The following is a 14,081-nucleotide window of genomic DNA, read 5'->3' as shown; positions in this document are numbered from 1 at the left end:
CCATGCGACGCAAGAACCTGATTCTCTCCGCGGCACTCGCCGCTTGCGCGCTCGCCATCGTTGTGGCAATCGCTCGCGCCCCGTCCCAACCGGCCGCGCCCGGCCCAGGCACGGCACCCGACACACGCGGCGCGCAACCCGGCCAAGATGGCGGGGTCGTGCTCACGCAAGGCCGGCTGGCGGCAAACATCCAGCTGTCGGAAAAACCGGGTGACGCACGCCTGGTCGTCGTCCCTCTCGTCGACGGCAAGCCTGTCGCAACCGGCGCCGCCGTTTCCGGCACGTTGACGCGCTACGACGGCAGCCGCATCGCGCTGCGCTTCACGCAGTCCGCCGCGCGCTTCACGTCCGAGGCGGCGATCGCCAAGCCGCACGTCTTCGACGCTGCGATCGAGGTAAAAGCCGACGGCATGGTCGCGACGTTTGCGTTCTCACGAACCGATGGCGCGATCGCGCTGACCGGCGAACAAATCGGCGCAGCCCGGATCGGCGTCGCGCAAGCCGGCCCCGCGCAGATCGTCGACAGTTTCCAGCTTCCCGGAGAAATCAAGTTCAACGAAGACCGCACCGCGCATATCGTGCCTCGCGTGGCGGGCGTCGTCGAGCGAGTCGGGGTGTCGGTCGGCGAGCAGGTGTCGAAGGGCCAGGTGCTGGCGGTGATCGCGAGCACCGATTTGTCCGACCGGCGCAGCGAGCTGCTCACCGCGCAAAAGCGGCTGACTGGCGCACGGCAGGTCTACGAGCGCGAGAAGAAACTGTGGGAGGAGCGTATCTCGGCCGAGCAGGATTATCAGGCCGCTCAGGTGCAGCTTCGCGAGGCGGAAATCGCCGTGCAGAACGCCCAGCAGAAGTTGTCGGCGATCAATGCGCCGGCCTCCGGCGCGCTCAATCGCTATGAATTGCGCGCCCCGTTTGCCGGCACGATCGTCGAGAAACATGTCGCGCCCGGCGAAGCGGTGAGCGCCGAGGCAAATCTGTTCGTGCTGGCCGATCTGTCAACGGTTTGGGCCGAGATGGCCGTGCCGCCGCAGCGGCTCGGCGACGTGCGCGTCGGCAAGCAAGCGACTGTGAGTGCAGCCGCGTTCGAATCGCAGGCGCGTGGTCAGATTGCATACGTGGGCGCCCTGCTCGGCGCGCAGACCCGCACCGCCCCCGCGCGCGTCGTGCTGCCGAATCCGGGCAGCGCGTGGCGTCCCGGCATGTTCGTCAACGTGGCAGTCGATGCGGGCGCGCAAACGGTGCCCGTCGCGGTCGAGACTGACGCGCTGCAAACCGTCGACGGTCAGCCGACCGTATTCGTCGAATCGAAGCGCGGCTTCGTCGCGCAGCCTGTCGAAATCGGCCGCCGCGACGGCAAACGCACTGAAATCGTAGGCGGCCTGGCCGCAGGCCAGCGTTACGCGGCGGCGAACAGCTTTGTGCTGAAGGCCGATCTCGAAAAAAGCGCGGCCGACGACTGAGCCGCGCCCGCCCGCGCGGCCGTCCGTGAATTCATCGCATTGGATTTCCCCTCATGTTCGAACGCCTGATTCGCTTTTCCATCGCGCACCGCTGGCTCGTTTTGCTGGCGGTGCTCGGTCTCGCCGCGCTCGGCGCATACAGCTACCAGCGGCTGCCGATCGACGCCGTGCCCGACATCACCAACGTTCAGGTGCAAATCAACACGCCTGCTGCCGGCTATTCGCCGCTCGAAGTCGAGCAACGCGTCACCTACCCGCTCGAGACGGCCATGGCGGGCCTTCCGCATCTCGAGCAAACGCGTTCGATCTCGCGCTACGGCATCTCGCAGATCACCGTGATCTTCAAGGACGGCACCGACATCTATTTCGCGCGCCAGCTCGTCAATGAACGATTGCAGCAGGCGAAGGACCGTTTGCCGGAAGGCGTCACGCCGACCATGGGCCCGACGTCGACCGGGCTGGGCGAGATCTATATGTGGACGATCGAGGCCGACGCGAATGCGCGAAAGCCCGACGGCACCCGCTACACGCCAACCGATCTGCGCGAATTGCAGGACTGGGTGGTCCGGATGCAGCTGCGCAACGTGCCCGGCGTGACCGAGGTAAACTCGATCGGCGGCTACGTGAAGGAATATCAGATCGCCCCCGATCCGGCCAAGCTGATGTCGTATGGATTGTCGCTATCGGATGTGATGCGCGCGGTTCAGGCGAACAATGACAACGTCGGCGCCGGTTACATCGAAAAGCGCGGCGAGCAATACCTGGTGCGCGTACCGGGCCAGGCGCGCTCGCTCGACGATCTCGCGAACATCGTGCTGACCAATGTGGGCGGCGTGCCAGTGCGCATGCAGGATATCGGGCGCGTCGAGATCGGCCGCGAGCTGCGCACGGGCGCGGCCACCGAAAACGGCCGCGAAGTCGTGCTCGGCACCGTGTTCATGCTGATCGGCGAAAACAGCCGGACAGTGGCGAAAGCGGTTTCGAAACGAATGGAGGACGTGAACCGGTCGCTGCCACCCGGCGTGCGCGCGATCGCCGTGTACGACCGCACGGTGCTCGTCGACAAGGCCGTCGCGACTGTCAAGAAGAACCTGCTCGAAGGCGCGCTGTTCGTGATCGCGATCCTGTTTCTGTTTCTCGGCAACCTGCGCGCGGCGTTGATCACCGCGCTCGTGATTCCGCTCGCGATGCTGATGACGTTCACCGGCATGGTCAACGCCAAAGTCAGCGCGAACCTGATGAGCCTAGGCGCGCTCGATTTCGGGATCATCATCGACGGCGCGGTCGTGATCGTCGAGAACTGCGTGCGGCGCCTGTCCCATGCGCAAGCCGCGCTCGGCAGGCCGCTCACGCGCGACGAGCGTTTCACCGAGGTCTATGCGGCGTCGCAGGAAGCGCGCCGCGCGCTCATCTTCGGGCAGATCATCATCATGGTCGTCTATTTGCCGATCTTTGCGCTGTCAGGTGTCGAGGGGAAGATGTTTCATCCGATGGCGACGACCGTCGTGCTCGCGCTCGCCGCCGCAATGGTGCTGACTGTCACGTTCATTCCGGCCGCGGTCGCCGTGCTCATCGGCGAGAAGGTCGAGGAAAAGGAAAACCGGCTGATGACCTGGGCGCGCCGGCTGTACGGCCCGGTGCTCGACTATTGCCTGCGATATACCCGGCGCGTGCTGATCGGCACCGGCGTCGTGGTGGTCGCAACCGCGCTGGTGGCCTCGAGGCTCGGCAGCGAATTCATTCCAAGCCTGAACGAAGGGGATTTCTCGGTGTCCGCGCTGCGCATTCCCGGCACGAGCCTCACGCAGTCGCTCGACATGCAGCGGCAGATCGAAGCCACGCTGAAGGCGCGCATCCCCGAAATCGAACGTATCTTCGCACGCACCGGCACCGCCGAGGTTGCGACCGATTTGATGCCGCCGAACCAGTCCGATGCGTACATCATGCTCAAGCCCACGAAGGATTGGCCCGATCCGGCCAAGCCGCGTGACGTGCTGCGCGCGCAAATCGAGGCCGAACTCGACAAGATTCCAGGCAATGTGTACGAATTCTCGCAGCCGATCCAGCTTCGCTTCAACGAGCTGATTTCAGGCGTGCGCAGCGACGTCGCGGTAAAACTGTTCGGCGACGACATGGCCGTGCTCGACTCGAGCGCGAAACGCATCGCCGACGCACTGCAGCAAGTGCCTGGCGCAGCCGAGGTCAAGGTCGAGCAGACCACCGGCCTGCCGGTACTGACGATCCAGCTCGATCGCGGCAAGCTCGCGCGCTATGGCATCAACATTGCCGACGCGCAGGCCACGATCTCGGCCGCGATCGGCGGCAAGGCCGCGAGCACGCTGTTCCAGGGCGACCGGCGCTTCGACATCGTCGTGCGCCTGCCCGAAGAGCTGCGCTCGGACCTGGACGCAATCAAGCGGCTGCCGATCGCGCTGCCGGCGGCAGCCGCCGCGCCCGTGGCATTCCCGCTCACGCAGGCAAGTGGCCCGGCGGCCGCCAATACGCCGCCCGGCGCCGGGTTCGTGCCGCTGTCGGAAATCGCGACGATCACGCTCGCACCAGGCCCGAACCAGATCAGCCGCGAAGACGGCAAGCGGCGGATCGTCGTCAGCGCGAACGTGCGAGGCCGCGATGTCGGCTCGTTCGTCGCCGACGCGCAGGCCAAGCTGCGCGCCGAGGTGCCGATCCCGCCTGGCTATTGGATTACGTGGGGCGGCCAGTTCGAACAGTTGCAAAGCGCGAGCGAGCGGCTGAAGATTGTCGTGCCGGTGGCGCTGCTGATGGTGTTCGTGCTGCTGTTCGCGATGTTCAACAACGTCAAGGACGGGCTGCTGGTGTTCACCGGCATTCCGTTCGCGCTGACGGGCGGCGTCATGTCGTTGTGGCTGCGCGGCATTCCGCTGTCGATCACGGCGGCCGTCGGCTTCATCGCCCTGTCGGGCGTCGCGGTGCTCAACGGGCTCGTCATGATCGCATTCATCCGTAATTTGCGCGAACAAGGCATGCCGCTCGACGCGGCCGTGCGCGAAGGCGCGCTGACCCGCCTGCGCCCCGTGCTGATGACGGCGCTCGTCGCATCGTTGGGATTCCTGCCGATGGCGTTCGCGACCGGCACGGGCGCCGAGGTCCAGCGCCCGCTCGCGACAGTCGTGATCGGCGGTATTTTGTCATCGACTGCGCTAACGTTGCTCGTTTTACCGGTACTCTATCGCGTAGCGCATACCATATCGCTGCGCACGGTGCTCGGCGGGCGTGCCGGGCGGCTTGCGGCCGCCGTGTCGCCGCGCCGTCAACGCGAATCATCGAGGTGAAATCATGCGAATACTGATCGTCGAAGACGAGCCGAAGACCGGCATCTATCTAAGCAAGGGACTGACGGAGGCCGGGTTCGTCGCCGATTGGGTCGACGACGGCGTAACCGGGCTGCATCAAGCGCAGACGGAAGACTACGATCTCATCATTCTCGACGTGATGCTGCCCGGCCAGGACGGCTGGACCGTGCTGGAAAAGTTACGCCGCGAGCGCTTGACGCCGGTGCTGTTCCTGACCGCGCGCGACGATGTCGGCGACCGTGTAAAAGGACTCGAACTCGGCGCGGACGATTATCTCGTCAAGCCGTTCGATTTCGTCGAGCTGGTCGCGCGCGTGCGCTCGATCCTGCGCCGCGGCCAGGGGCGCGAATCGACGATCATGAGGATCGCCGATCTCGAACTCGACCTTACACGGCGTAAGGCAACCCGCCAGGGTGACGTCGTACTGCTGACGGCGAAGGAATTCGCGCTGCTGTGGCTGCTGATGCGGCGCGAAGGCGAAATTCTGCCGCGTGCGACGATCGCCTCGCAGGTGTGGGACATGAATTTCAACAGCGATACGAATGTCGTCGACGCGGCCATCCGCCGGCTGCGCGCGAAAATCGACGATGCATACGAACCCAAGCTGATTCATACAGTGCGCGGGATGGGCTATGTGCTCGAAGACAGGAGCGCCGCGGGCCGATGATCAGACGCATCATGCCTCGCACGCTGCGCGCCCGGATGACGGCGCTGATCATCCTCGCGACATCGGCAACGCTCGCGCTGAGCGGCATCGCACTGTATGGTGCGCTGCGCAATCGCATCGAAAGCACGTCGGCGCATGAGATGGCCGCGACGCTCGATGCAATTCGCACGCATCTTGTAGACATCGGCGGCATCAATGACATCGCGCTCAACGCAGCCCTGTGGACTGATCAATTGCACGGGCATCAGAACCTGGACATGGCGATCATCGACGCCGACGGCCGCAAGCTGTTCAGCACGCGCGGCTTCGTTGCCGCCTCGCTGCGCACGGCCTGGCCGTCATCGCCGGCAACGAGCGGATCGTCGTCGCCCGGCCTGATGTTGCACTATCTCGGCGCCAATGTGCCGCTACGCCATGCCGACAACCGCACGGTCAGCGTCGTCGTCCAATACGACGGCAAAAACGATCGCGCCCTGCTGCGCGCGTATGCGTATACCGTCGTGCTGATCGAAGTGCTCGGCGTCATGCTGACCGCAGCGCTCGCTTACGGCATCGCGATGCTCGGCCTGAGCCCGCTGCGCCAGCTCGCCGCGCGCGCCGAGCAGATGTCGACGAGCCGCCTTGCGCAGCCGTTGCCGGCGCTCGATACGTCAGGCGAATTGAAGGAAATGGAGCACGCGTTCAATGAGATGATCGCGCGTCTTAACGATTCGTTCGCACGCCTGAGCCAATTTTCATCGAACCTCGCGCACGACATGCGCACGCCGCTGACGAACCTGTTAGCCGAAGCGCAAGTCGCGCTGTCCAAGCCGCGCACAGCGGACGAATACCGCAGCGTGATTGAATCGAGCATCGACGAGTATCGCCGTCTGTCGAGGATGATCGAGGACATGCTTTTCCTCGCGCGCTCGGACAACGCGGAAAGCAATCTGGCCATCCGCACGCTCGATGCGGCCGAGGAGGCCGAACGCGTTGCGGGGTATTACGAGGCGGTCGCGGAAGATGCGATGGTCAGCGTCGTGGTGCGCGGACAGGCATGCGTGCAGGCGGACCCGCTGCTCTATCACCGCGCGCTCAGCAATCTGCTCAGCAACGCGCTGAATCACGCGCCGCATGGCTCGACGATCACCATCGAATGCCAGCAGACGGCCGACTTCACGACGGTCAGCGTCTCGGACACCGGCCGCGGCATCGAACCGCAGCATCGCGAACATATCTTCGAGCGCTTCTATCGCGTCGATCCCGCCCGGCACAATTCGGCTTCAGGCACGGGGCTCGGGCTCGCGATCGTCCGTTCGATCATGCAAGACCACGGCGGCACGTGCGGCGTCGACAGCGAGCCGCACGTGCGCACGACCTTCTGGTTGAAATTCCCGGCCAATCCGCGCTCAGCGTGAGTGATGCACGGTCCGGCCGCGCGATCGGCGCGGTACGCGCGGTTCGGTATCGCAGCCGCGAATCCGAGACACGCGCGTCGCGCGCCGGCTGGCCGCAAGCAAGCGAGCGGCGCGCCGGATCAGCGCCCGGCGGCTTGCTTGTCATGCTCATCAAGCGTCGCACTCGGCTTGCCGCCATGCACGGAAACCGCATGCGTCGCTTGGTTTCGCTTGACGAGCGCATTGCTCGGCGGGTAATCGTTCTTGCCCGCGGGCACGATGCCTTCGTGTTGAGCCTGGACCAGCTCCTGTTTGACCTCGGCCCGCGTCTTGCTCTGCGCCCATGCGGCCTGCGTGGACACCAGCATCGACAACGCAATCGCCACGCTTCCTGCAACAATCGTTTTCGTCTTCATAGTTCGTTCTCCATCAAGTAGAAGCTGTCAAGTGACAGCGCCTCCACTATGAAGAACGGTCAACACGCCAAGATGAACGCTGGATGAGAATTTCGTCATGAAGCATTCGGCATGAATGACAGAAATTTCATGTTCGCGTCAGCTTCGCGCTTTGTCCGCTCGCTATGATTCGTCCTACCCATCCATACCACACACGACGACGAGGAGATTCAAGCGAGTCATTGTGTTCCCCCAGAACACGCGAGGCGCGCGGCATTCCCCCAAATGCTGCACGCCGTCTGTGCCGGACAGCTTCACGCTGTCCGGCATTTTTTTTTGATTTGCCGTGCGATAGCGGGCATGCCATGTGAGACCGGGTTGAAGCACGGCGCGCCATGCCCATGGCAATGGATGGCACGAACGGGCCGGCAAGCGGCTTACCGTCCCGCCATCGTGCGAGAAGCCGGCGCGCTGCGTTGCGCATCGCCATTCGCCATTCGCCATTCGCCATTCGCCGACAATTTTGTCATGTCGCGCTCATGCTCGCGTAGAGGGCCTGCCCGCAATATCGATGCATCGATCCAAACCGAGCAAGAGACCACGATGAAAACGTCGACCATCGTCATCGCGGCGAGCATCGCACTGGCGGCCTGCGCGCCGCTATCCGGCAAACATCGGGACGGCACGATGCTCTCCAACAAGTCGACGCCCGCTACCGTCGACTATGCGGGCCGCGCGTGCGTCAATCAGAATATGTACGTGAAAATGCAACCATGCATTTTTCCGCGCGAGCAACGCTGACGGCACGCGCACGCAACGCACGCGCAGCTGCCTCGAACCCGCCGCGCAGCGGCCAATACCGCGATACAGCGGCCCATTCAGAGGCTGATACGCGCGCGTACAAGCGGCTGAGCCGCTAAATCGTACCGGCCTCGCCCGCATCCGCGAAGAACGGATCGCCCGCGCAATTGCCGATAATCGATAAAGAAAGCACGAATCCATCGTTCCATTCGGCGAGACGCTTGCACAAAATGCTTAGCTCGTCTCAACGTCTGCTACCGGATTTCGTCGAAACATGGCCAAGCCGCCCTCGCCGTTCGCCCGCCTGCTGCCCGCCTTGCTGCGTACCGCCGTGCTCACGGCAGGCCTGATCGCCGGTTTTGCGCAGGCGGGCGCGCCAGACAGCGCCGATACCGCACGCGTTACGCTCGCTGGCAAGCGGATCGGCATCACGGCCGCCGGCACCGATCACTATTGGGATCTGCAAGCGTATCAAGGCGCGGTCGATGAAGTAAAACGCCTCGGCGGCACGCCGATCGCGCTCGACGCGGGACGCAACGACAGCCGTCAGATCGCCCAAATTCAAACATTGATCGCGCAAAAACCCGATGCGATCATCGAACAGCTCGGCACCGTCTCGGTGCTCGAGCCGTGGCTGAAAAAAATCCGGCAGGCGGGCATTCCACTCTTCACGATCGACACTGCATCGCCGTCCAGCTTGAATGTCGTCACGTCGGACAACTTCGTGATCGGCTCGCAGCTCGCGCTGCAGCTCGTCAACGACATTCGCGGCGAAGGCAATATTCTCGTCTTCAACGGCTTTTACGGCGTGCCGGTATGCACGATCCGTTACGATCAATTGAAGGCCGTGCTCAAGTGGTATCCGAAGGTGAAGATCATCGAGCCCGAATTGCGCGACGTGATCCCGAATACCGCGCAAAACGCCTACGCGCAGATCAGCCAGTTGCTGCAGAAATATCCGAAGGGCTCGGTCGCGGCGATCTGGGCTGCGTGGGACATTCCGCAGATTGGCGCGACGCAGGCCGTCGACGCCGCGGGCCGCCATGAAATCCGCACGTATGGCGTCGACGGCAGCCCCGATGCGATCACGCTCGTCAGGAATCCGAAATCGAGCGCGGCGGCCGTCGTTGCGCAGCAGCCAGCGCTGATCGGCCGGACCGCCGTGCGCAACGTCGCGCGTTATCTCGCCGGTGACCGGTCGTTGCCCGCGTATACGTTCGTGCCATCGGTGCTCGTGACCAAGGATAATGCAAACGCCGTGCAACGCGCGCCCGGGCAGGTGCCGGCCAGCGCCGAGGCTGCCCGGCGATGACGTCGGCCCCGGCTCCGCTCGCGCTCGACGTATCGCGCGTCAGCAAAAGCTTCGGCGGCGTAGCCGCGCTGCGCGGCGTATCGCTCGCGGTGCGGCGCGGCACCGTGCATGGGTTGATCGGCCAGAACGGCGCGGGCAAATCCACGCTCATCAAAATCCTCGCCGGCCTTCACGCGCCGGACCAAGGCAGCATTCTCGTCGGCGGCGCGCCGCTTGCGGTTCGCCGTGGCGCGCGTGCGCGCACGCAGGCGGCAAGCATCGGTTTCATCCATCAGGAACGGTTGCTGCCCGCGACGTTCACGGTTGCCGAGGCGCTGTTCTTCCCGCACCCGCCGACGATGCTGAGCGGCCGATCGCGGCTCAGCCAGCTGCTGCCGCTCGACGTGCGCAGAATGCGCCGCGAGAGCCGCGCGGTATTACATGAGCAGTTCGGCATCGATCTGCCACCCGATCGCCTGATCGGCGAGCTGTCTGTCGCCGAGCAGCAGATCGTGCAGATCACGAATGCACTGTTGCGGCGCAGCGAGATTCTCGTGTTCGACGAACCCACTGCCGCGCTCGTATCGGGCGAGATCGACCGGCTGCTGAAAACGATCGAGCGGCTGCGCGATGACGGCCTCACGATTCTTTACGTATCGCATTATCTCGACGAGATCCCCCGCATTTGCGATCACGTGAGCGTATTGCGCGACGGGGTCGACGTCGCGCATCTCGACGCGCGCGCCACATCGCACGACGTACTTGTCGCCGCGATGCTCGGCACACCATCGGCGGGCCCCGTTCGGTGCCACAATGCGGCCAAGCAGCCGATCGTGCCGCGCGTGCCGAGCGGGCTCGCGCTCGACGCACGCGGCCTGACGCTGCCCGGTCGTTTCGGCCCCCTGTCTTTCACCGTGCATCGCGGCGAAGTCGTCGGGCTGACCGGCGTGCTGGGCTCCGGCGGCAAAGAGGTGATCCGCGCCTTGTTCGGCCTCGAACGCGGCATGCGCGGCGAACTCACGGTCGACGGCCGGCCCGCGAAGGTGCGCCGGCCGCCCGACGCGCTCGCGCACGGCATCGCACTCGTGCCGGAAAACCGCATTGCGCATGGTGTCGCAGGCACGCTGCCGGTTCGCGAAAACATCGTGCTTGCCAGCCTGCCGCGCGTGTCCCGTTTCGGCTTCGTGCGCGAGCGCAGCGCCGCCCAGGCAGCCGAGACGTTGATCCGCCGGCTCGACATCCGTCCGGCTCGCGCCGATTGGCCCACCCGCTTCCTGTCCGGCGGCAACCAGCAAAAAGTCGCACTCGCGAAATGGCTCGGCCGCGCATCGTCGGTCTACCTGCTCGACGAGCCGACGCTTGGTGTGGACGTCGGCGCGAAAGCGCAGATCTACCGGCTGATCGACGAACTCGCCCGTGCGGGCGCGGCGGTGCTGCTGTTCACGACCGACCTGACCGAGTTGCTCGACATAACCGACCGCGTTTATGTGATGGCGCGCGGCCAGATCGTTGCCGAGCGCGCGTCGTTACAAACGACCACGCAGGACATACTCGGATGGGCAACGCTGACGCGAACCGCGCGCCGCGATGCCGGCGGCAGGCCGGATGAAGCCGCACGGTACTCGGATGCTGCGCCCCCAGCCAACGGTGCGACGGCATGAGCGACACATTCAAGCTCGGCTCGTCCCGCGCCGCCGCACCCCGCCGTAGCCATCGCGGCCTGAGCCGCCGCATCGCGTTGCAAAGCGCCGCGTGGCTGACGCTCGCCCTGGTCTTCGTCGGCTTGTCCGCCAGCTCGCCGTTGTTCCTGAGCATCGCGAACCTCGGCAACGTGCTGCAGCAAAGCGTCGTGACCGGATTGCTCGCGTTTGGGCTGACGATCGTGATGATCGGCGGCGGCGCGGATGCGATCAAAGGCGGCCTGGATCTGTCGATCGCCGCGAATCTCGGCTGGTGCTCAGCCGTATTCGCCGTGCTCACGCGCAACGGTTACGGCGATGCCGCCGCATTCGCCGCCACCTGCGCGGCTGGCGTGGCGATCGGCGCATTGAACGCCTGGGCGGTCACATCGTTGCGCATCCTGCCGCTGCTCGCGACACTGACGACCATGAACATCTGCGCGGGCCTCGAACTCGTTCTGACTGAAAACACGCCCGTTCCAAGTACGAGCCCGCTCGCGGCCGCGCTGCTCGGCAGTGGCCCGTTTGGCCTGCCGTGGCTCGCCTATGTGCTGATGACCGGCGCGGCGGCGCTCGCCGTTCTCGTCCATCGAACGCGTTACGGATTGACGCTCCATGCAGTCGGCGCGCACCGCACGGCAGCACTCGCCGTGGGTGTCGACGTCGATCGCTACGTGGCATCGAGCTATCTGGCCAGCGGCTTGTCGGCCGCGCTCGCCGCCCTGGTATCGTGCGCGCTGCTAAGCGGCAGCGCACCCGGCGCGGGTGACAATCTGCTGCCGGTCGTCGCGGCGGTGCTGCTCGGCGTCGTATTCTCGCGCCGGCTCGTGCCGACGATCCCCGGCACGCTCGTCGCGGTGCTGTTCGTCGGCATGCTCGCGAACGGCTTTCAGTTGAACAACGTATCGAGCTATTGGGTCAGCGGCATCGAGGGCGCGCTGATTCTTTGCGTCGTTGCGGCCGTCGCGCTGCTGCGCCGGCGCCAATCGGAGGGACCGTTCGATGCATGATCTCGCCGATCGCCTGCAGCGCTTCGCCGCCGTCGGCGCGCTCGCCGCGGTGCTCGCATTCTTCGCGTTCGCGGCGCCCGGATTCGCGACGCTCGCGAACGCCGAGCGCGTGCTCGTCAATAATTTCGCATTGCTGGCGATCGCCGCGCTCGGCGTGACACTCGCGCTGTCGATCGGCGCGATCGATCTATCGCTCGGCACGGCGGTCGATGTCGCGAGCCTCGTGTGCGTATCGGCGCTCGCGCATCATGCCGGTTTCACGAGCGCCGCGTTCGCCGGGCTGGGCGCGGCGCTCGCCGTCGGGACGCTCAACGCGCTGCTCGTCACCCGCCTCGGCATCGCGCCGTTTCTTGCCACGCTCGGCACGCTGTTCATCGGCCAGACGATCCAGCAGCTCGCGACCGGCGGCGGGCAACCGATCTACCTGTTGAGCACCGCGCCGCCGAGCGCATTCGGCGCGCTCGCGCACGGCGCGTTCGCCGGCGTCGCGCTGCCGCTGTGGATCGTCGCGGCGCTTGCGATCGCGCTCCATCTTGCGCTCGAACGCTCAACGTTCGGCCGTCAGGCGCGCACGCTTGGCGCGCACCCCGGCGTCGCCCGTTATACGGGATTGCGCATCGGCGCCCTGACGGCCGGCGTATTCGTCGCGAGCGCGTTGATCTATGGGGTCGCGGGGCTCGTGTTGTCGTCGACGGTCAAATCGTATGCGCCGCAGGCAGGCAATGCGTATCTGTTGAATGCGATCGGCGCGGCCTTCATTGGCACGACGTTGTCCGCGACGCATCGGCCGAATGTCGCCGGCACGATGGTCGGCGTGCTGCTGATGAGCTTCGTCGCAAACGGGCTGCTGCTGATCGGCTGGAATTTTTATTGGCAGCAAGTCGCAGCCGGTGTGCTCGTATTCGCGGTGCTGGCACTAGGTTCGGCGTTCGGCCGCGAGCGGCACGCGCAGCAGGCGGCGTGACCGGAGCGGCAGCGGCGCGGGACCAGCCCGCCGGCAAGCGCCGCGCGCTGGCGAGCAAGCGCGTCGAAGCAGCGGCTCGCGCGCCGCGCCGCATACCGGGTCAAGCCACGAAGCGGGCGCCGCCGCGCGGCCATGGCATGCATGCCGCTTTCGCAAAGTTTCGCGAAAATTCAATCCAAGCGTCGGACCTTATAAGCGGATCGGCTTACGCAATTGTTTTCCGGATCGCCGCGGCCGCCGAGCACGGAATCATTCCATCAGGCAGCGCGCGCCCGCTGCCCAATCGACCGCGGCATCGAACAGCGCGACACCCTCCGGCGACAAATTGCCGAACGTGTCGTTATCCAGCAGGAACATCACACGGCGCTCAGGGGCGAGTGACTCGTAGTCCATCGTCGCGCCCTTCTCGTAGGCAAAAATCGCGGCCTTGCCCGGCTCGCCATATACCGTCGCGATGATCGTCGCGCCGAGTCCCGGCTTGCCCCAGCTCATCGGCATCCGCTTGCCGTAGACGTTGATCTTGCCTGCTGGCAGTCCTGCCGCAATCGGATGTGGCGCGTTGACGAGCCACAGGTAACGCTCGTTGGCTGTCGCGCCGAAATCGACATCGTGCCGCTTGCCCGTCATCGCGAGGCTGTCGAGCATGTCGTTTTCCCACGTCAGCAGCGGCTTGGCGAGCGCGCGCCAGCCGCTGCCGACCCGTTTGCTCGACACCGTCGACGAGATGACCACGAGATCGGCGTCGGCGGCTGCATCGACGGGTTGCGCCTCGTCCACCAGGCGCACGTTATAGCCGCGCGCCTCCAGATGCGTTTTCACGCGCTGGTCGGTCGCGAGATTGGGGCCGGCGAGCTGCACGAGCATCGTCACCCGCTTGCCCGCGCCCGGCGCGGCGCAATGCGCTCCAGCCGGGGCGGTTTCGGCCGCCGAAGCGGCGTGCGTCCCGCCCGGCGCGGCCACCGCGCATGCCAGCGCCACGCACGATAGCGCACGCAGCACCGTGCGGCGTGCCTTCATTCGATGATCGAATCGGTTTTTCATGAATTGTCTCTGTCCGGCGCGCAGTCCGTTCACAACCCGCGGTGCCATTGATCGATTGGGATGAC

General features: G+C 65.4%; 11 protein-coding genes. 9 read left to right on the top strand and 2 right to left on the bottom strand.

The window, feature by feature from the left end:
• Nucleotides 1-2 precede the first annotated feature (2 nt).
• From WS68_RS23525 to WS68_RS23510, 4 genes are read left to right on the top strand one after another with little or no spacing between them, the layout of a single operon-like run.
• The gene (locus WS68_RS23525; RefSeq protein WP_059573037.1) at nt 3-1,460 is read left to right on the top strand and encodes an efflux RND transporter periplasmic adaptor subunit; all 1,458 of its coding nucleotides are present in this window, start codon (nt 3-5) and stop codon (nt 1,458-1,460) included.
• 53 nt (nt 1,461-1,513) lie between these two features.
• Complete coding sequence (locus WS68_RS23520; RefSeq protein ID WP_059573036.1) at nt 1,514-4,771, top strand: efflux RND transporter permease subunit; 3,258 nt, start codon at nt 1,514-1,516, stop codon at nt 4,769-4,771.
• A gap of 4 nt (nt 4,772-4,775) precedes the next feature.
• Nucleotides 4,776-5,459, top strand: coding sequence for a heavy metal response regulator transcription factor IrlR (gene irlR, locus WS68_RS23515; RefSeq protein WP_059573161.1), 684 nt, complete (start codon nt 4,776-4,778; stop codon nt 5,457-5,459).
• On the top strand, nt 5,456-6,856 hold the full coding sequence (locus WS68_RS23510) for a heavy metal sensor histidine kinase (RefSeq protein WP_059573035.1): 1,401 nt from the start codon (nt 5,456-5,458) through the stop codon (nt 6,854-6,856). Before irlR ends, WS68_RS23510 begins: the two co-directional genes overlap by 4 nt.
• Before the next feature lie 119 nt (nt 6,857-6,975).
• On the opposite strand, the gene WS68_RS23505 is transcribed toward WS68_RS23510, so the two are convergent.
• The gene (locus tag WS68_RS23505; protein ID WP_059573034.1) at nt 6,976-7,251 is read right to left on the bottom strand and encodes a DUF4148 domain-containing protein; all 276 of its coding nucleotides are present in this window, start codon (nt 7,249-7,251) and stop codon (nt 6,976-6,978) included.
• A 582-nt stretch (nt 7,252-7,833) separates the two neighbouring features.
• Between WS68_RS23505 and WS68_RS26765 the strand changes: the two genes are divergently transcribed.
• From WS68_RS26765 to WS68_RS23480, 5 genes are all read left to right on the top strand, one after another.
• Nucleotides 7,834-8,031: a hypothetical protein gene (locus tag WS68_RS26765; protein ID WP_082710259.1), complete on the top strand. Its 198-nt coding sequence runs from the start codon at nt 7,834-7,836 to the stop codon at nt 8,029-8,031.
• A 274-nt stretch (nt 8,032-8,305) separates the two neighbouring features.
• Nucleotides 8,306-9,343 carry a sugar ABC transporter substrate-binding protein gene (locus WS68_RS23495; RefSeq protein WP_059573032.1) on the top strand — a complete coding sequence of 346 codons (1,038 nt, stop codon included), beginning with the start codon at nt 8,306-8,308 and terminating at the stop codon, nt 9,341-9,343.
• A complete protein-coding gene (locus tag WS68_RS23490) occupies nt 9,340-10,983 on the top strand; it encodes a sugar ABC transporter ATP-binding protein (protein WP_059573031.1) in 1,644 nt (547 codons plus the stop codon). Before WS68_RS23495 ends, WS68_RS23490 begins: the two co-directional genes overlap by 4 nt.
• On the top strand, nt 10,980-12,011 hold the full coding sequence (locus WS68_RS23485; RefSeq protein WP_059573030.1) for an ABC transporter permease: 1,032 nt from the start codon (nt 10,980-10,982) through the stop codon (nt 12,009-12,011). The genes WS68_RS23490 and WS68_RS23485 overlap by 4 nt, the downstream gene beginning before the upstream one ends.
• Nucleotides 12,004-12,975: an ABC transporter permease gene (locus tag WS68_RS23480; RefSeq protein ID WP_059573029.1), complete on the top strand. Its 972-nt coding sequence runs from the start codon at nt 12,004-12,006 to the stop codon at nt 12,973-12,975. The genes WS68_RS23485 and WS68_RS23480 overlap by 8 nt, the downstream gene beginning before the upstream one ends.
• Before the next feature lie 249 nt (nt 12,976-13,224).
• On the opposite strand, the gene WS68_RS23475 is transcribed toward WS68_RS23480, so the two are convergent.
• Nucleotides 13,225-14,016, bottom strand: coding sequence for a hypothetical protein (locus WS68_RS23475; protein ID WP_059573160.1), 792 nt, complete (start codon nt 14,014-14,016; stop codon nt 13,225-13,227).
• Between the last annotated feature and the right edge of the window lie 65 nt (nt 14,017-14,081).

Origin of the sequence: Burkholderia sp. TSV86 (assembly GCF_001522865.1) — a bacterium.
Taxonomy (GTDB): domain Bacteria; phylum Pseudomonadota; class Gammaproteobacteria; order Burkholderiales; family Burkholderiaceae; genus Burkholderia.
Note: the sequence above shows the minus strand (reverse complement) of the source record. Positions and strands in the feature narration are given on the sequence as shown.